Origin of the sequence: Pseudoalteromonas sp. 2CM37A, assembly GCF_023161885.1 — a bacterium.
GTDB lineage: Bacteria > Pseudomonadota > Gammaproteobacteria > Enterobacterales > Alteromonadaceae > Pseudoalteromonas > Pseudoalteromonas atlantica.
This window is the reverse complement of the sequence record NZ_JALNTJ010000003.1, coordinates 97,477-115,806: the sequence shown is the minus strand read 5'-3', so window position 1 is coordinate 115,806 and position 18,330 is coordinate 97,477. Positions and strand designations below refer to the sequence as shown.

At 40.3% G+C, this 18,330-nt stretch carries 16 protein-coding genes; 1 reads left to right on the top strand and 15 read right to left on the bottom strand.

Annotation, left to right across the window (positions count from 1 at the left end; all coding sequences use genetic code 11):
- Positions 1–2: 2 nt before the first annotated feature.
- From MTF68_RS07920 to MTF68_RS07880, 9 genes are read right to left on the bottom strand one after another with little or no spacing between them, the layout of a single operon-like run.
- On the bottom strand, positions 3–1,220 hold the full coding sequence (locus tag MTF68_RS07920) for a type II secretion system F family protein (RefSeq protein WP_248462171.1): 1,218 nt from the start codon (positions 1,218–1,220) through the stop codon (positions 3–5).
- Entirely contained in the window at positions 1,207–2,934 is a 1,728-nt protein-coding gene (locus MTF68_RS07915; protein ID WP_064386220.1) for a GspE/PulE family protein, read from the bottom strand. Before MTF68_RS07915 ends, MTF68_RS07920 begins: the two co-directional genes overlap by 14 nt.
- Positions 2,931–4,121, bottom strand: a complete 1,191-nt coding sequence (locus MTF68_RS07910) for a tetratricopeptide repeat protein (protein WP_248462170.1) — start codon at positions 4,119–4,121, stop codon at positions 2,931–2,933. The genes MTF68_RS07915 and MTF68_RS07910 overlap by 4 nt, the downstream gene beginning before the upstream one ends.
- Positions 4,118–5,020, bottom strand: coding sequence for an AAA family ATPase (locus tag MTF68_RS07905; RefSeq protein ID WP_096041078.1), 903 nt, complete (start codon positions 5,018–5,020; stop codon positions 4,118–4,120). Before MTF68_RS07905 ends, MTF68_RS07910 begins: the two co-directional genes overlap by 4 nt.
- 2 nt (positions 5,021–5,022) lie before the next feature.
- Positions 5,023–6,681 (bottom strand): pilus (MSHA type) biogenesis protein MshL, encoded by a 1,659-nt coding sequence (gene mshL / locus MTF68_RS07900; RefSeq protein WP_248462169.1) that lies wholly within the window; start codon positions 6,679–6,681, stop codon positions 5,023–5,025.
- Positions 6,665–6,988 carry a mannose-sensitive agglutinin biogenesis protein MshK gene (locus MTF68_RS07895; protein WP_004585744.1) on the bottom strand — a complete coding sequence of 108 codons (324 nt, stop codon included), beginning with the start codon at positions 6,986–6,988 and terminating at the stop codon, positions 6,665–6,667. The genes mshL and MTF68_RS07895 overlap by 17 nt, the downstream gene beginning before the upstream one ends.
- Positions 6,966–7,646, bottom strand: a complete 681-nt coding sequence (locus MTF68_RS07890) for a hypothetical protein (RefSeq protein WP_024032505.1) — start codon at positions 7,644–7,646, stop codon at positions 6,966–6,968. Before MTF68_RS07890 ends, MTF68_RS07895 begins: the two co-directional genes overlap by 23 nt.
- The gene (locus MTF68_RS07885) at positions 7,643–8,242 is read right to left on the bottom strand and encodes a PilN domain-containing protein (RefSeq protein ID WP_248462168.1); all 600 of its coding nucleotides are present in this window, start codon (positions 8,240–8,242) and stop codon (positions 7,643–7,645) included. Before MTF68_RS07885 ends, MTF68_RS07890 begins: the two co-directional genes overlap by 4 nt.
- Entirely contained in the window at positions 8,239–9,171 is a 933-nt protein-coding gene (locus MTF68_RS07880; RefSeq protein ID WP_029773093.1) for a hypothetical protein, read from the bottom strand. The genes MTF68_RS07885 and MTF68_RS07880 overlap by 4 nt, the downstream gene beginning before the upstream one ends.
- 77 nt (positions 9,172–9,248) lie before the next feature.
- On the opposite strand from MTF68_RS07880, the gene MTF68_RS07875 reads away from it, so the two are divergent.
- Positions 9,249–10,157 carry a pyridoxal-phosphate dependent enzyme gene (locus MTF68_RS07875; protein ID WP_248462167.1) on the top strand — a complete coding sequence of 303 codons (909 nt, stop codon included), beginning with the start codon at positions 9,249–9,251 and terminating at the stop codon, positions 10,155–10,157.
- A 126-nt stretch (positions 10,158–10,283) separates the two neighbouring features.
- Here MTF68_RS07875 and MTF68_RS07870 read toward each other — a convergent pair whose 3' ends face one another.
- The 6 genes from MTF68_RS07870 to MTF68_RS07845 all read right to left on the bottom strand — a co-directional run bounded on the left by MTF68_RS07870 (position 10,284) and on the right by MTF68_RS07845 (position 18,258).
- Complete coding sequence (locus MTF68_RS07870; RefSeq protein ID WP_248462166.1) at positions 10,284–11,957, bottom strand: EAL domain-containing protein; 1,674 nt, start codon at positions 11,955–11,957, stop codon at positions 10,284–10,286.
- 145 nt (positions 11,958–12,102) lie between these two features.
- Positions 12,103–12,519 (bottom strand): arsenate reductase (glutaredoxin), encoded by a 417-nt coding sequence (gene arsC, locus MTF68_RS07865; RefSeq protein ID WP_054982914.1) that lies wholly within the window; start codon positions 12,517–12,519, stop codon positions 12,103–12,105.
- A 9-nt stretch (positions 12,520–12,528) separates the two neighbouring features.
- A complete protein-coding gene (gene arsB / locus MTF68_RS07860) occupies positions 12,529–13,545 on the bottom strand; it encodes an ACR3 family arsenite efflux transporter (RefSeq protein WP_064386234.1) in 1,017 nt (338 codons plus the stop codon).
- Between the two features lie 9 nt (positions 13,546–13,554).
- Entirely contained in the window at positions 13,555–14,277 is a 723-nt protein-coding gene (gene arsH / locus MTF68_RS07855) for an arsenical resistance protein ArsH (protein ID WP_024032512.1), read from the bottom strand.
- Between the two features lie 172 nt (positions 14,278–14,449).
- Positions 14,450–17,185, bottom strand: a complete 2,736-nt coding sequence (locus tag MTF68_RS07850) for a response regulator (RefSeq protein WP_248462165.1) — start codon at positions 17,183–17,185, stop codon at positions 14,450–14,452.
- Between the two features lie 161 nt (positions 17,186–17,346).
- The gene (locus tag MTF68_RS07845; RefSeq protein WP_248462164.1) at positions 17,347–18,258 is read right to left on the bottom strand and encodes a LysR family transcriptional regulator; all 912 of its coding nucleotides are present in this window, start codon (positions 18,256–18,258) and stop codon (positions 17,347–17,349) included.
- Between the last annotated feature and the right edge of the window lie 72 nt (positions 18,259–18,330).

The window sequence follows — 18,330 nt, the reverse complement described above, 5'->3', positions numbered from 1 at the left end:
GGCTACCCTTTAATAGCCGACATCATGTTCCACATCGGCATAAAAATACCGAGTGCTAAAATAAGCACCATAATGGCAACAAACACCGTCAAAATGGGCTCTATTTTTGCGGTTAAACTGCGTAAATCGTAATCGACTTCACGTTCATAAAAATCAGCCGCTTCTTGTAGTAACTCATCTACGCGACCGGTTTCTTCACCCACTGCCACCATTTGCAGTACCAACTGTGAAAATAGCTCGCTACTTCGTGAAGCCCGCAACAAACTGTCGCCTTTTTCGATATCTTGACGCATGGTGATAATGGCTTTTTCCATGTAGCTGTTATCAACTGCATGGGCCGTTAACGACAGCCCTGTCGTCATAGGGACGCCCGAGCGCAGCACCATGGCTAAGCTTTGGCTATAACGGCCAAGTAAGGTGCGTTTTAAAATATCGCCTACAAATGGAATTTTGAGTTTGTGGTGATCCCACTTAAAGCGCCCAGCCGACGTATTTAAATACCGACGCCATGCAACGACTCCACCCACTAATATTAGCGCTAGCAGCCACCAATAATTGACAAAAAAGTTACTGGTGCCAATGAGGATCTGGGTCATTAAAGGCAGCTCTGCATCAAACTTTTCGAACATGCTTGCAAAGGTTGGGATCACAAAAATATTTAATATGATCATCGCAACTAAAAGCGCCAAAATAACAAAAGTGGGGTAACGCATAGCGGCTTTTATGCGCTTACGAGTCTCTTGCTCTTTTTCAAAGTAAATAGCCAGCTGATAAAACGCATCTTCTAATCGTCCCGACCCTTCTCCGACTTTAACCATAGAGATAGTTAAGCGGCTAAACACCTTGTTGTGTATAGCTAACGCACTAGATAGTTCACGGCCTTGTTCGAGCTGGCGTGTTACCTCAAGCAATACACTTTTAAACTCTTTATTTTGCGTGGTATCAGCAAGCCCTATCATTGCCCTAATAATGGGGATACCGGCTTTAAGTAAAGAATACATTTGCCGTGAAAACATGATCATGTCATCAAGGGTTATTTTTTCGCTAAATAAGTTATCGAATAACTTTATATTGTTTTTTGTTTCAACTAACGAAATTGAAATAGGTATGTACTGGCGCTTTAATAAGCTATCGGCCACACCGGCCTCATTATTTGCCTCAACACGCCCTTTAACCAGCGCACCTTTTGCGTCTTTGGCTTTGTAACTATAAAGCTGCATCGTCATCACCTACCACTTCAGGTACATATTCAGCCACTTTAAATACCTCATCTAACGAGGTAATGCCTTGCTTTGCATACGTTAAAGCCATATAAGAAAGCGGTGCAAAATTAGCGCTATTTTTAGCCGCTTCGGCAAAGCGCTGTGTGTCGTTAATACGCAGGGCATCCATCATAGCGTCGTTCATTTCTAACAGCTCAAAAATCCCCACCCTGCCTTTGTAGCCGCTATGGCTACATGCTGTGCAGCCTTGGCCTCGCCAAAACTGTGTGCTGCTAATATCTTCGCCTAAATAGGTAAGCCAGCTTTGTTCTTGTTTATCTGGGTGATACGGTGTTTTACATTCATTGCAAATACGCCTAACTAAGCGCTGAGCAATAATAGCGCGTAGTGAGCTTGCAACTAGATAAGCGGGTGCTCCCATATCAATTAAGCGCATTGCGCTTGATATGGCATCGTTGGTATGTAACGTAGAAAGTACTAAATGGCCTGTTAATGCAGCCCTTAGGCCTATATCAACGGTTTCTTGGTCACGCATTTCGCCAACCATAATAATATCGGGGTCTTGGCGTAACGTGGTTCTTAATACACTGGCAAAACTTAAGCCTATTTTGTTGTTTATTTGCACCTGGTTTACCCGTCCAATGCGGTATTCAACCGGATCTTCTACGGTAATAATTTTACTTTCTTGTTGATTAAGCTCACTTAAAGCGCCATACAAGGTGGTCGTTTTTCCTGAGCCGGTAGGCCCAGTCACTAACACCATGCCATGAGGGCGTTTTATAATGCTGCGCAGGCGTTTTAAAATATGCACCGGCATGCCCGTTTCATCTAACGATAAAAGCCCTGCAGATTGGTCGAGCAACCGCATCACAACTGACTCGCCATATTGCACTGGCATTGTCGATAAACGTACATCAATGCTGTGCGCGTGCACTTTTATATTAAAACGGCCGTCTTGCGGTAACCGCTTCTCCGATATATCTAACCCCGACATAAGTTTTAGCCTAAGTACTAAAGCAGAGGCTATTTTTACTTGGTTTAAAATGTGCTCTTGCAATACACCATCAACTCGTTGACGGATGCGTAATAGCCTTTCATCGGGTTCTATGTGGATATCTGAGGCACGTACTTGTACTGCATCTTCAAATATAGATTGCAGTAGTTTTACTACGGTGGCGTCAGAGGTTTCATCTGCTAAGGAATTAAGATCAAACTCTTCTACGTCTTCGTATTCTTCGTGTAGCTTTTCAGCAAAGTTAGTAATCTCTTCTGTTCGGCGGTACACATTATCAAACGCTGCCATAAGCTGGCTTTCTTGCACAACAGCAAGCTCAATTCGCTTAGGGGCTAGCATTGGCGCTAACTGATCCAACGCTCTCAAATCAGCGGGGTCACTCATTCCGACTAACACAGAATCCCCGTTATCTTCTATTACTAATGCTCGGTAGCGTCTGGCATAAACCTCTGAAAGTAATTTAGATACATCTGAAGATATTTTGCGCTGCGAAATATCTAAAAACGGTATTTGTAATTGTTGGGCTAAAAAGCGCAATAATTGCGGCTCACTTATAAACTCAAGCGCAATTAATGTAGCCCCTAACTTTCGCCCTGACGCAGCTTGCACATTAAGTGCTTCACTTAGCTGCGCTTCGGTGATCATTTGTTCATGAACGAGTAAGTCCCCTAAACGCATTTTTAAACTGGGTCTCATACAGCCTCCTTCAATGCGACTAAGCGCTGTAATGCATGTTGCGTCATTGCGGCATTTAAACCGCCTAAATCTAGGGCAACTTTATAAAGGTGCTTTGCATCAGCAAACTCCCCCAATGCATCTTTTGAAGTTGCTAACGCCAGCCACCATTTAGCCTGCTGAGGTTGAAGCTGTGTAAGCTGTGTAAAACTCGTAAGCGCTATTTGATGTTGCTGCGCATTTTGTGCTGCAGTGCCTTTTAATACCCAAAACTCCAAGTTTGCTTGCGGCTCAAGTTCGGCTATAAGCAGCTTAAGTACGCCTTCGTACTCTTGTTGCATAATTAAAATTTTACTGAGCATTACGCGCCACTGCACAACCTCAGGGTTTATTTTTATGCCAGCAACTAATAACTGCTGAGCCATAAGTACATCTTGTTGCTGAAAATACGTTGCCGCGAGTAAATTACGCGCTTCTATATGCTCAGGTTGTGTTTGTAAAATCGCGGTTAAATCGCTAATCGCATCATCATATAAAGCAAATTCCAACGCCTGTTTGGCACGCTTTAATTGCTGTGCTATGCGCTGGGCTTTGCTTTGTTTAACACTGGCAGTTTTTACTAATTTATTTTCAGCGGGCGGTTGCTCAGCCTGTGTAATGCTTTTTACTGGCGCACTGCTATTTGCTTCAACTGGGGTATTTATTTCTGTGCTAGTGGCTACTTGTACGCTTGCTTCTATGGGGCTTGCTTTTTTGCTCAGTAGCGCGGCTTTGTCTGTAGCTTGTTGCTGTATTACTTCGTCTTTTGGCTGATCAGGCAATGCGTTATTGCTTTGTACCTGCGCCAGCTCTTTTTGCGTATCTGCATTAATATGAGCTGCTTTAGCGCCAGTGTTTTCTTCGCTTGATTGTTTTAAGGGCTTAATTACGGGGATAATTTTAGCTTGGGCAATTTCAATCGGCTGGCTGTTATTATTAACCGCATATGCTTTTTCAGCCGTGTCGCTACTCGCTTGTGGTGCCTGTGCAAAAGGTAAATAAAGGTAGGCTGTAAAAATTAGTACAATCGCTAATAAAACACTCAGCACTTTAAATAATACATCGTGGTAGTCGCGTACAGGGGGAATATCGACCCCGCCACTTTGCTGATTACGCTGTGCAGTTTGGCGCTGGTCGATATTTTTTAGCATGTTATTAATAACACTCATAACCATTGCCTCCATACCCACATAACTGCAATAACAAAAACACTAATAGCTAATAAGCTGTAAGCCCAGTAATGGTTAGCGTGGTGCTTTTTGCAATCTTCGGTGTCTGCAATGGCAAGATGTATATGGCGCGGTGTTACTTTATTAAGGCCTTCACCGTATGCCTGCAGTAAAACTTTATGGCATAAAATATTGACCAAACGGGGAATTCCTCGACTCGCACGCGCTATTTTTAATCCTAAACGATTCGTAAATAGTGGTGGCTGATTAAAGCCTGCCACCTGTAAACGGTGATTAATATAATAAATAACTTCACTGGCGGTCATTGCACGCAATGAGTAGGAAAAGCTGATCCGCTGGCGTAGTTGCCTCACTTTACTATTGGCAAGTTTTTCATCTAATTCAGGTTGGCCAAATAGCACCACCTGAATAAGCTTTTCGGTTTCGGTTTCTAGGTTTGTAAATAATCGAAGCGCTTCAAGTGTATCCCAACTCAAGCACTGTGCTTCATCTATTAGTAGTACAACCCGTTCGTTATCTTCTTGCAGCTCTAGTAAGTAATGGTTTATTTGCTGACTTAACGATTGTTGATCTAGGCTTTTATCTACCTCCATGCCAAGTTCTACAGCAATAGCCCAACGTAATTCTTCAGGGCTTAAATAAGAATTAGGTAAATAAGCCACAAAGTAGTCTTCTTCAATTTGATTTAAAAGTTTTCTGCATAGTAAGGTTTTGCCTGTCCCTACTTCTCCTGTTACTTTTATAAATCCCTCCCCCATTTCTAGCGCTGTGGTAAGTACTTGCATCGCTTCGTGGTGCGGCTCAAGTGCACAAAAAAACTCGGTGTTTGGGGTTAAGGTGAAAGGCATTTCACTTAAATTAAAAAAGCTCAAATACATAGTTAGTTCTCATACCATGTATTTAACAACGCGCGGCTATGGGCCTGTTGCTTTTTCCACGTGTCGGGCATCACCACCGTTGGCTTGATTAAAATAACGAGCTCTTTTTTCTCTTGGCGCTTACTAATACTTTTAAATAAATTACCTAATATTGGCACATCGCCCAAAATAGGTGTTTTCGATTCTTCATCTTCTGTGGTGGTTTGCATTAACCCACCAATTACGACTATTTCACCACTTTGAGCGCGGATCACCGTGTCAGATTCGCGAATATTGCTTTGCGCAAGAGGCAACTCAAAACGCTGATCATCTAATGTAATCACCTTGAGCTGCTCTTCTGTTTCGGTTACCGATGGGTGAACGTGCAAAATAACTGAGCCATATTTATCGATTTGTGGTGTGACATCTAAGGCAATTCCCGAAAAAAACGGAGTTAGATCTATTTCTGGTGACGTAGTCGTTGAGGTGCCCGTTACTGTTGTGCTCGAAACGTTAGTAACAAAGTACTCATCTTGCCCCACTTTAATCACGGCTTTTTGATTGTTTGTTGCAGTTACACGCGGGTTAGAAAGCATTTGCAGGTCGCCCTGCGTTTCAAGCAAGCTAATTACGCCACTAAAGTCGCCTTTTTCAATCGTTAACGAGGAGACCCCTCCTAAAGTAGCTGAAATAGAATTACCTATGCTGCCTGCTGTTGTTGCAAACGACACCCCACCTTCTAACCCTCTAGAAATCCGCTCCCAGTTAACCCCTTGTTGGTATTCATCTTTTAAGGTTATTTCGACAATTTTAGCCTCAAGAATAACTTGTCGCTGAAGGTTTTCTTGGCTTTGACGTAAAAAGTCTTTTAACTGGTTTATTTCACTTGGTAATGCATTAACCGTAACCAAGCTTGCCTGTGGACTGGCAACCACATAACGACCATCGTTTGAACCAATAAGCGATTTAAGCGCAAGCTCAAGTTCCTTCCAAAAGTCGTTTTGGTTAATTGTTTGGATACGAGAGCCATTTAGCTCGGTATTTTGATTATCGCTGCCAAACTGATTATTTTGGCTCGAATTATTACTACTGTTTGAGCTTGAATTTGAACTTGAGTTGTTTTGTGAAAACTGGCTCACTCCACCCGCAACAACACTTACCGTTGATTGCCCATGGCGCTGCATCATTAAATAATTAACCGGTATAGTTTCTGTGCGCATGACCGCTGGTAACACCTGCACAATACGGCCTTCTTGGACAATATCTAACGGGTACATGCGTTTAATAACAGCTATAACTTCTTCAAACGTTACGTTTTTTAAATTTAAAGAAATAACTCCGCTCACCTTTGGGTGTACTGCCACGCTGTATGGAGTATCAGCAGTTAATCCATTAAAAAATGAGCTTATTTCTACCTCTTTTGCGGCTACATCAAAACGCTTTACAGCTAACTCATTTGTTAAACTTTGCTCGCTATTAAGTGATGAAAGTAAGCTTTGTGTAAGCGCGCTACTCACCTCTACCGGGGCAACACTTTTAGCATTATTGCTTACAGGAGCAAGCTCTTGTGCTATGTGTGGCTGAATCTCTTTTCCGGGCTTAAAACTATGGCACGCCGTTAAAAAAGGCGGTATTAAAATAAGCGCAAGCCATAGCTTTGTTATATTATTTTTTAATTTCATAGTCGTATAATTCTAATTTTATTTGCTTATCATCATTTGCTAACAACACTGAATTGGCGTTTATTGTTAGCACCCGAAATTCACCTATTACATCTCCTGGCTTATACACCTGCTTAGAAATAATCGCTTTGTATTGCTTTTCGGTTTTAATAATTGACTGTAACGACAGCGCTGTATTGCTAACTGCAGCGCCTTTTAGTATTGGTGCATTGCTTGGCTGAGTGGGGTCGCGCAGTATTTCAGCTGAACTAACAGAAAAAAAACACACGCAACATACACTCAAACTATAAAGCGATAAATTTTTCATTGGCACTCACCGTTGCTATTTGTAATGTTAACTCTGCATTTGGGTATGTTTGCACCTGATAGTTAAACTGCTGTATTAACAACTTTTGTTGGCTAGCTTTAAGGCCTTCTAAATACTGCTGTAAGCTAAAATAACGCCCCTGCAAAGTAACCACCATTTGATGTTCGAAAAACAAGGTTTGCGTATCGTGCTCACCGAGTTTTTCTACATCAATTGCTTTTGCTGGGTTTACTCTAAAGCCAACCACTTGCACATCGGGGGTATTTACTAATAAATCCTTTAATACAGCAGGTACTTTGTTTGCTGAAATAAAGCCTTGGCTAAACGTGCTTAACTTATTATTTATATCTTCTAGCTCGCGCTGGGTTTGCCCTACCTGATTTCTGAGTACTTTAGTATAGTCATGCTCTAATGCCTGGGTAAGCATAGAGAGCTGTGCTTCATTTTGATTGAGTTTTTGCCACAATGTATTTTGTTCCACGCGTAAACTATTTACTGCATCTTGCTGTGGAAACACCACAAACCATAAACCTAAATAAACAATAAGAAATAAGCCAACAAACAGCACAGAATACTTTTCCCGCTGCTGTAATGCCGCAAATTGTGCTTGGTATTTAACAAATAATGGCCAGCCTTTATTTTCATTTTGCTCATTCATTGTGCTACCTCACTTGAACTAAGTTCTGTAGCCACATTAAACTCGCTCACGCCATCACTGCTCGACAGCTCCAGCACTGAAAACTCCTTCCCTTTAAAAAAGCTCGAATGCTTGAGATTAGCAAGCCAAATAGGTAAAAATTTGGCTTGCTGAGTACGCCCTTTGAGCATTACTTTTTGGCCTTCAAATTTTATCTGATCAAGCCAAATTTGCGGTTCGTGGTACGCTGCCAAATCGCGCATTACATCGGCATAATCCGTCTTCGTGTGCATGGATGTGTTTTCTAAATAATCAAACACCTGCTGTTTATGCAAAATTTCTTGTTGCAGTACTTTTAGCTCACCTATCAAATGCGATTTATTTTGTTTATCAGCTAATCGCTGCTTTACCACGTTTAATTGCTGCTGCGTTTGCTTTAGATAAGCTTGGCTTTGTGTAAGTAATTGCTGGCTATTGTGCTCTTCGTATAAATAAAACAACCAAGTTAATGCAACCACTAGCAATGTACCTAGCCACAGCAACAGCATTCCTTTAAAGGGCACGGGGTCCCGCCTAACCCTAATGGCTTTTTGGTAAAAATTAATCCGTGTTTTCATAGCACTGAATCCGGATCAGTTAATTGGTACGCTGCGCCTAATGCGTAATAAAAGCTTGGCTCAAGCTCCTGTGCTAAATCTATATTAGGTTTAAAATCAACAACCTTTACTTGCAAAAATTCTGCAAGGCCTGCCCTTAACGTTAAAGACGATAAATCATCGCAATGCAGCTGAATGCTTCTAATAGGAGGCTGTTTTAGTTGGCTTTCAAAAAAATCCATTGATCGTTGGATCTCAAGCCCTAAGGCTTCAACCAAACCGTGTGTGCGCTCTTTATCTGAAATGCCTAAAAACCCGTTTAAACGCCTAGCTAATAAAAGCTGACCATCACGAATAATTAAAATACGCGGCTCATGCCCTGCATGTTGCACTATAAGCATGTGCGCGCTTTTATCTTCGCCAAACAAGGTCACTAAAATCATTTCTTCCGAGGTCATTGCTCTGAGCACAGGCTTTATTTTTGAAAAGCTATCAATAAAAGGCAGCAACTGTAGTTTATTAGTAATAAATACATTCATTTTACTGCTTTGCATAGGCTGAATAATGGGGTAATCGATAAAGTCGGCAACAATGTTCTCTGGTGGAATATCAACTAAGTCTTTTGTTGTCCATGGTAGGGATTGAATGATCTCTTCGTCACTCAGCATGGGTTTATCCATTTGCACTATTTGATAAAAATAATGAGGAACCACTAAATTTACAGGGCACACCTCAGCGCAAACTTCATTTGTGCAAGTTGCAATAGCGACTGTATAATCCGTTTGGTCCTCTACATTCACACTGTGTGAGTTATGTACGTACCACTGCCCTTGATTTTTTTTTAAACACACCGCGTTTACTGTATCTGCATAAGTAGCAATACCAATCGCTGTGCTTGAGTCTAAACTGCGATTTAACCAAGATAACAACGAAAACAGCTTTTTTTTCATATAGCTACTATTGTTAATAAGAGATTAATTAAGTGTCGTACAAGATTGTTAGTTTGCAAGTTTAAACACGAGAAATAATGCTTAACTTATTTAATATTGAAAAAGAAAGTCCAATACAACAAATAGATAGCGACTGTCTTAAAAAGAGAAACATACGGTTAAGTGTAAAAAGAGATGACTTACTTCACCCGCTAATAAGTGGTAATAAATGGCGTAAGCTAAAATATAATTTACAGCAAATGCAAGCCCTTAATAAAACACAACTACTCACCTTTGGGGGGGCTTTTTCTAATCATGTTCACGCCTGTGCTGGGGCGGGTAAACTATTTAATATAAAAACCCACGCCATAATTAGAGGGCCACACTTAGATACTCAAAACCCCACCCTGCAATTTGCTAAACAGTGTGCAATGGATTTACATGCGGTTACTCGTATTGAATATAAGCAGCGCCATGACCCAGATTATTTAGCTCAGTTGCAAGCACGCTTTACACAAGCCTATATAATCCCTGAAGGTGGAAGTAATACATACGCCCTGCCTGGGTGTGCTGAGCTTGCTAAAAGCTTACCAAAACATGATTACTTAGTATGTCCCACAGGAAGTGGAGGAACTCTTGCAGGCTTAATTGAAGGTAGCTATGAGGCCACACAGCTGTTAGGAATTGCGGTATTAAAACAAGCCGAGTACTTAAATAATGAAATTACAGCACTCAGTAAAAAAGCAGCTCAGCAATCCAATTGGCAGCTACTTACTGAGTTTCATGATGGCGGTTATGGCAAATTTAGTAATGACTTATGGCAGTTTTGCCAACGCATGCAGCAGCAACATAACTTACCTCTTGAGCCTATATACAGCGGTAAAATGATGTATGCACTATGGCAACTTATCGAGCAAGATTACTTTGCTGCTGGTAGTCATATAATGGCGATTCATACAGGCGGTTTACAGGGGCTCAATGGGCTAAAATATCGTGGCCTGATTTAAGGCTATTAACCTCTGGGCATTAAAACATGCTTACTTAAGGCCATGCAATGTGTAACCTAGTGAGCTCTACAACCGCTGCTAGAGTGGCCCTTTTGGCTGCGCTTAGCTTAAAAGGATTAACTGCCCTTAGTAAAATGTGGCATGTGTGTATTCTTGCAAGGGCTCAGAAAAGTAAAAACCTTGTGCGGCAACTACCCCTAGTTTAGCCAACATAAGTAGCTCTTTTTGGGTTTCTACACCCACCGCGTACACAGGTATATTGAGCAACTTGCTTTGCGCCACAATGTTTTTAACTTGTTTTTGCTGTTGTGTTTTTTCATCCACATTATGAACAAGCGGATACCCCAGTTTTATACCGCTAACTAATTTTTGAGAAGCAATTTGGTTAATGTGCTCCACATTCTGTACATTATCAATCACCAGCAAACTTTGTAGGGCCGTCAGTTTTTCAAAGGCACCTGCTAGTTGCGCTTGGTACTTAATAAAGTCTGCTTCGCTAATTTCAAACTGTAACTTTCGCTTTGTCGTAAAATCTTTCATATTGGTGACAAACCAGTTCCAAAACTGCTCGTTAAACCAATTACTTATATGCAAATTAACGCTCACCGTTAGAGCACTGGGCTCAGCTAAAATAAGCTTTTTAACTTGAAGTAGCACCGCTTTATCTAACTCAAATGCTTGGTGATTGTTAAAGTCTTGATTAATAAAGTAACGTGCAGCTAATAAACCGTGCGGTTGCTGCCTAATTCTTATTAGCACTTCATGTTGTACAATATCGCCGCTGGTGATCATAAATAACGGTTGAAAGAACAAGATAAATTTATTCTTTTTAATATTTTCAATAACCTGCTTACTTGAAATTAAGTTCCCTTGCTCGTGCTGTAACGCGAGCCTATGCCAGTGTTGAATTAAGCTTTTTTCTGAAAATACTAAGGCCGATTTAGCGAGTTTAAAAATAACGGGTTGCTCAGCCGCATATCGATAATCGCACAAACCAACCTTTATGTTTTTACGTGTTACTGTGCTTCGATAACGCTTACAAATTTGATAAACGCATTCGTGTAGGCTTTCACTGTATGTATCTAGCTTTGCTACGGGGATATTATTTAAAGTAATAGCAAGGTTGTTAGCATCAAATACATTAACTGATACTGCAGGAAGCTCTTTAAAATATTTTGCTATTAATACCTTAAAGCTTGCTTGGGTATCGGTATTTTCATCAAGCACACAATCAAATTTCACTATGGCAAATAAGCTATGACGCGCTGCACTAACACCGTACATAGACTTTACTTCGCAGTTTAATGTGGTTATTTGCGTAGAAAGTTTTTTTGCAGCTTTAGTTTTGCTGTAAGGCAATGGCGGGTTCGCTGCCGGTTTTTTTACTAATACTTTCCACCATCTAACCCACCAGCTAGTGGCACCTAATATAATGATATTTAATAATAAAAATAAGTAGGCTTGCTCCACCCAGGCAGGCCAGTGGTATAAACTTATGCTGAGCGTTTTATAGCTAAATACATCGTGCTGTATATCAACTAAGTATTTGAAGTGTTCGGCATTGGAGTGTGCAGCCAGCATAAAGCCCTTACTTTGCACCAATGCCTGCACTATTTCTTTATCGGCATTGGCATTAATTTGCAGCTCAAAAATTTGCTGCGTTAACTGCTGACCATTTTTATGAATTTTTTTATGGAGCGTATCATTTAAAAGCACATTAAAAATAATTACCACCAGCGTGAAACTGGTTAAGTAAATTATTTTTTTTTGCTCAGCAATTTTTATTAAGGCTTTATGCATAGTGCTCTCTGTGGCAACGCGACTATTTAAAGTGTTGTTCAAAATAGTCATTAGCACAAGCAGGCAAAGCAAGTTTAAATGTTTATAATTTTGCTAAACAAAAAAACCCCGTGTAAACGGGGTTTTGGCAAATAGTTTATTACTTTTAGGGTTGCTCGCCCTGCGCGTTTAATATCATTTCGCCGTCTTCTTTGTATAGCTCGCCTTTAGGCCATTGCGCTAATAGCGTTAAAACTTGCTCACTAGGGCGACATAGCTTAACCCCTTTTTCGGTGCACACTATAGGTCTATTAACCAGTATAGGGTGCTCAAGCATGGCCTCTAAAATAGCTTCGTCTGTTACATTTTCATTTAACAAGCCTAGTTCTTCAGCAGGCGATTTACTCACTCTCAACGCTGTTTTTGGTGTTAAGTTTGCTGCGGCAAATAACGCTAACAATTGAGGTTTTGTCCAGCCCTCTTTAAGGTATTCAATAACCGTGGGGTTATAGCCAGCGGCTTTAATAATCTGCAATACATTGCGCGATGTACCACAATCAGGGTTATGATGAATAACGACCATGACACTCTCCTAGTTAAACCAATGACGCGTTTTATTAGCAAAATAAACTAAGCTAAGCATAACAGGTACTTCAACAAGAACGCCCACAACGGTGGCAAGCGCAGCACCAGAGTGTAAACCAAATAATGAAATGGCTACGGCAACAGCAAGTTCAAAAAAGTTAGAAGTTGCAATCATGCAAGCTGGAGCTGCAATATTATGGGCTAGGCCCATTTTTTTTGCGGCTATATAGGCTATTGCAAAAATACCGTACGTTTGAATAAGCAGCGGAATAGCAATCAATACAATGGCTTCTGGGTTATCTATTAATGTTTGAGACTGAAAACCAAATAAAAGTGCCACCGTTGCCAGTAAACCAATTATAGAATACGGTTTCATTACCTTTAAAAAGTGATTTAACCGTGTGTGATCTTCACCTTCATCTAACTTTTTGCGGGTAATAGCGCCTGCTATTAATGGAATAAGTACATACAAAACCACCGAGAGTAATAACGTGTCCCACGGTACCGTTATGTCTGTTACCCCTAGTAATAAACCTGCGATGGGCGCAAAGGCAAAAATCATAATAATATCGTTGATAGATACCTGCACTAACGTGTAATTAGCATCGCCTTTTGTTAATTGACTCCACACAAACACCATTGCAGTACATGGTGCTACTCCTAATAAAATCATACCGGCTATGTATTCTGTTGCCGTTTGTGGGTCAACAAAGTCTGCAAAAATGCCTTTAAAAAATAACCACCCTAGTAAGGCCATGGTAAAGGGCTTTATGAGCCAGTTGATAACGACTGTCAGTACTAAGCCTTTAGGCTTTTTGCCTACATCTTTAATAGAAGAGAAGTCAATTTGCACCATCATTGGGTAAATCATAAACCAAATGAGTACAGCGATAACAATATTTACATGTGCATATTCTAAGCTTGCAACAACACTAAATACATCGGGTACGGTGTAACCGGCGACAATCCCTACCGCGATTGCCAGCGCAACCCACACCGATAAAAAGCGTTCAAATAACCCCACAGTAACCTCCTAAATGTCTTTTTGATTTACACGTTTACTGAGCTGCTCTGCTGTTTCTACTCGCTCAGAGTATCTATCAACAAAGTAATCTTTTTGGTCGCGCATTAATAAGGTAAATTTTACGAGCTCTTCCATTACATCCACAATTCGATTGTAAAAAGCGGAAGGCTTCATTCGGCCATTTTCTTCAAATTCTAAAAACGCTTTAGGCACCGATGACTGATTAGGTATTGTTACCATGCGCATCCAGCGCCCTAATACGCGTAACTGATTAACCACATTAAATGACTGCGAACCACCACAAACCTGCAGCACAGCCAGCGTTTTACCTTGTGTAGGCCTTACCCCACCCAGGTTTAATGGAACCCAATCAATCTGGTTTTTAAACACACTCGTCATAGCACCGTGTCGCTCCGGCGAGCACCATACTTGCCCTTCAGACCAGAGCATTAAATCACGCAACTCTTGCACCTTAGGGTGCGTCTCATCTTCACTATCTGTTATGGGTAAACCTTCAGGGTTAAATATTTTAACCTCAGCACCAAAGTGGGTTAGCAAGCGTGCACTTTCTTCTATAACTAACTTGCTATATGAGCGAGCTCTTAGCGATCCGTATAACAATAAAATTTTAGGTTTATGAGATGAAAACGTTAGCGTGAAATCCTTAACGGTAGGAGGAGTGCTTTGTGAAAGTTCTAAATTAGGTAGCTCGTGTTCAATTGATTTACTCATAATCCTTAACCTTGTAGTTCTATAGCGAACTAAATATATATGAAAAAACGAATATATGAAATTTCACATATTAAAAGGTGTGAGTCAAACCCTATTTATATAAAATTTTGCGTTTGGTTTTTTAACGTTGCAGGCGTTAAAGCCTGCTATTAAAGGTAGGTAATTGATAAGTTTATTTATTTAAGCAGCTAATTATTGTATCGCGTAATGTTTTAGCTTTTATTGGTTTAGCAACATGTGCATTCATACCAATAGATAGGTAGTGAGTAATATCATCTTTCATTACGTTTGCAGTTAACGCAATGATAGGCATAGAGGCAAGCGCAGTATTGCTATCACTGCGTATTACTTTAGTCGCTTCTACACCGTCCATAATGGGCATATGAATATCCATTAAAATAATGTCAAACGTTTCTAATTTTACGGTTTGTATGCATTCTAAGCCATTTTCTACTACGTGCACTTGCGCCCCACTGGCGGCTAATATATCGGATACAATTAACCTGTTTATGGCGTTATCTTCCACAACGAGTATTTTTACCCCTTGCAGTGGCTTTTCGGTGGCAGGTTTATGGGTATTGCTTGTAGAAGGGCTAACCACTTTGCTTTTCATCGCTTCAAATAACACGCTGGTAAGCACAGGCTTATGCAAAATAGTTTTAATGTTTATTTTTTTAGCTATGTCGTAAATTGCGTCGTTTTTGCTTGCTGTAAGTACAATAATATTGTTGCAAAGCTGTGGGTTTACTTTGTAAATGCGGGTAAAAAACGTTTCACTGCTCATGGTCGGCATTTCACAATCAACAATAATAATTTTATAAGTGTTTATATTTTCTTTAATTATCTCTATTGCATCACTTGCCTGCGTGCAAGGCGTACAACGCAGTCCCATTGCACTAAGCTGACTTTTAATTAAGCTTAAATCATCTTCGTTATCATCTATTAGTAATACATCAAATGGTTCAGCAAATGATAACTGTGGGCTGTCTTCTATTAATGCTTGGGTGTTTACCTCAACGTTTATGGTAGCAATAAACTCACTGCCTTCACCTTGCGTACTGCTTACAGAAATATCGCCACCCATTGCTTGGCATAAACGTTTACTAATGGCTAAGCCTAACCCTGTTCCCCCGTATTTTCGGGTTGTAGAGCTGTCGGCCTGAGTAAATGATTCAAACAAGTTAGGTAAGTTTTTTTCATCAATACCTATGCCGGTGTCTTTAACACTAAAGCGTAAAACAGTACTTTTGGTGTCATGGGGGGCTTCTTCTGCGTCTATTTGCACCGAAACAGCTCCATTAGAGGTAAACTTAATCGCGTTAGAGCACAAGTTAATTAATACTTGGTTTATACGCACCACATCGCCAACTAAGTTATGTTTCACGTTATCGCTAATATTAATCTCAAACGCAATACCTTTACTCCGCGCCCTATTTTCAAATGTAGTCGTTATATAATCGACAACCGCGTTTAACGAAAATGCAAAGGCCTCGAGTTTGATATTTCCTGACTCGATTTTTGAAAAATCTAAAATATCATTAATAACCACAAGCAATTGATCTGACGAGTACTTTATTTTTTCTAAATACTGTTTATCTTCTTCAGGTAAGTTTTTGCCCAATAAAATATTTGTCAGCCCTATAATGCCACTCATTGGGGTTCTGATCTCGTGACTCATATTGGCTAAAAATTCAGATTTTGACGAGGTAAGTTGCTCTGCTTCTTCTTTAGCTTGTAATAGCTCTTTAGTGCGTTGCTCTACACGCGATTCAAGTAGTAGCTTTTCTTCGTCAAGCGCGTTTACAAGCTGAATGCGGCGGCGGTTTAACCGTAATACAAACACTAAAAAAGCGCTCAATACAAAAATAGTAATGGCAGCGCTGTAAATTAACACTTTATTTTGTTCAAAGTAACTCGGCTTGTAATAAGCAATAATCGATTTTTCTGGCAGGCTTTGCGGGGCAACATTATATTTTTTTAGCTGTCGCCAATCGTATTTATGAACACTTAAATTTTCATCGCTTATAGTAGGTAACACGTTATTTTCACTGTAAGAAATAATAGCTTCACCCACGCGTTTACCTATTTTCTCACCTGATAAAACATAACCACCCACTACACCTGAGCCCAATAAAACTTCCCAGTAGCTAAAAATGGGGGCGTTACTGTGCTGAGAGAGTAAGCTGACGAGCTGATACGGGCTAATCGACTTATTTTCGTAATTTCTAAATATAGGGGTAAATAAAATAATGGCGTCTGAAGGCGCATTTTTTACTTTTGTCATCAGTTCAGCAGCCGGAAGATCAAACCATTGCTCAACTTCTAAATACGAAAAATCTTTGCTGATAAAATTAAACAGCCCTGTATAAAAGTTTCTACCTATTTCATTTTTAGTATCTAAGATGACTATGAGCTTTTTAGGTTTCATTAAATTAACCGCGCTGGCGGTTGCTTGCTTGTAGTCTAACTTAGCCTGCATTGAGGCACTATTAGTGTTTGCCGGCAGCCTAAACTGTTCGCCAGGTTCTAAATAAATTTTTGCTGTGCTAGTAAAAAAATCATTCAATTGCGATATTAACGTGGCAGCTGAGGGAGATTGCGTGACAATTATATCAATGTGCTTATTTTTATATTTTTGCTTAAGGTAGTCGCTCATTAATTGCGCTTGAGTGGCCTCATCAAAGCGCCCTACATCAATGTTTTCAACAAAAAGCTCATAGTCAAAAGTCCGTGTTGATAGCTCGCTATTTAAGCCCTCTTCAACACTTTTATGCCAAGGCATATGTTGGTTTGTAGAATTTATAAATAAGACATTGGTAATTTTAGAATCCGGTTGAGCGCTTACCGGCAAACTGGCAAATTGAAAAACAAGAAATAAAAATAAAATAATGGCTTTCATGTTTCTCATAGTTGCTTGAAGTAATTAGTACCACTAGAGTAGATGTTAATTAGTTACAAATCAATTAAATGAGATGTAAATTACAAAGGTGTTTTTGCGTTTTTGCGCATTTACGCCTCGCTAATTATTGCTGTGCATAAGTTAGCTAAAAGCGCTTTTATAAAGCCAACTCAATTACGCATGCTAAGCTGAATCTCTGCTTGGGCATTAAGTGCCATTTCAACAAACGCTTGCGTGGTAGCGCTGTTGTTAATTTGCTTGTATTGCAGCTGCAAATAAATTTGTGTGTCGACCTTTTCTAACTCTATAAAATGGCAACCCTCGCTATATAATTTACTTACACAATAAGGTGCTATAGCTAACCCTAAACCGGCGGCAACCTCTGTTACTAAGGTTTGCATATGCCTTGGTTGACTAATAATGTTAGGTGAAAAGCCAGCGCGCTTGCAACGAGTAATAATTTCATCAAACAACCCTAAGGCTTCGTCGCGATTAAAAAGAATAAACGGCTCATTTTTAAGGGTTTTCAAATCAATAGTTTGCGTCGATGCAAAGGGATGATTTTTGTTGACCACCGCTACGAGGCGGTCAACGTACATAGTTTCACTTATAAACTCATCGGCTATGGTGCTTGGTAACGGCCGAGAAAACGCAACATCTACCCGTTCGTTTTTAAGGGCCTCTATTTGCTCGGTTGCGGTCATTTCTAGCAAAGTAACGTGAACATTAGGAAACTGCGACTTATACGTTCGGATTAATTTGGCCAAAAATGTTAAACACGCAGAGCTTAAATACGCAATACTCAGCGAGCCTAACTGCCCGCTATCGACCAGTTTAACCTTATTTTTAGCCCGCTCTGTAAGCGCTAAAATTGCCGTGGCATCTTTAACTAACTGCTCTCCCGCTTGCGTGATCGACACCTCCCGAGAGTTACGGGTAAACAAGCTAACACCTAGCTGCTCTTCTAACGAAGAAATATGGCGACTTATAGCGGGTTGAACAGTATGTAGCTCTTGAGCCGCTTCTGAAAAGCTCAGGTGCTTAGCCACTGCAATAAAACTTTTTAATATTTTTATATCCATGTGCGACTCAAATTTGCTCTGTATGAGAGGTATAGCAACAACTATACGTTATTTGTATAGATTCCATCAAAT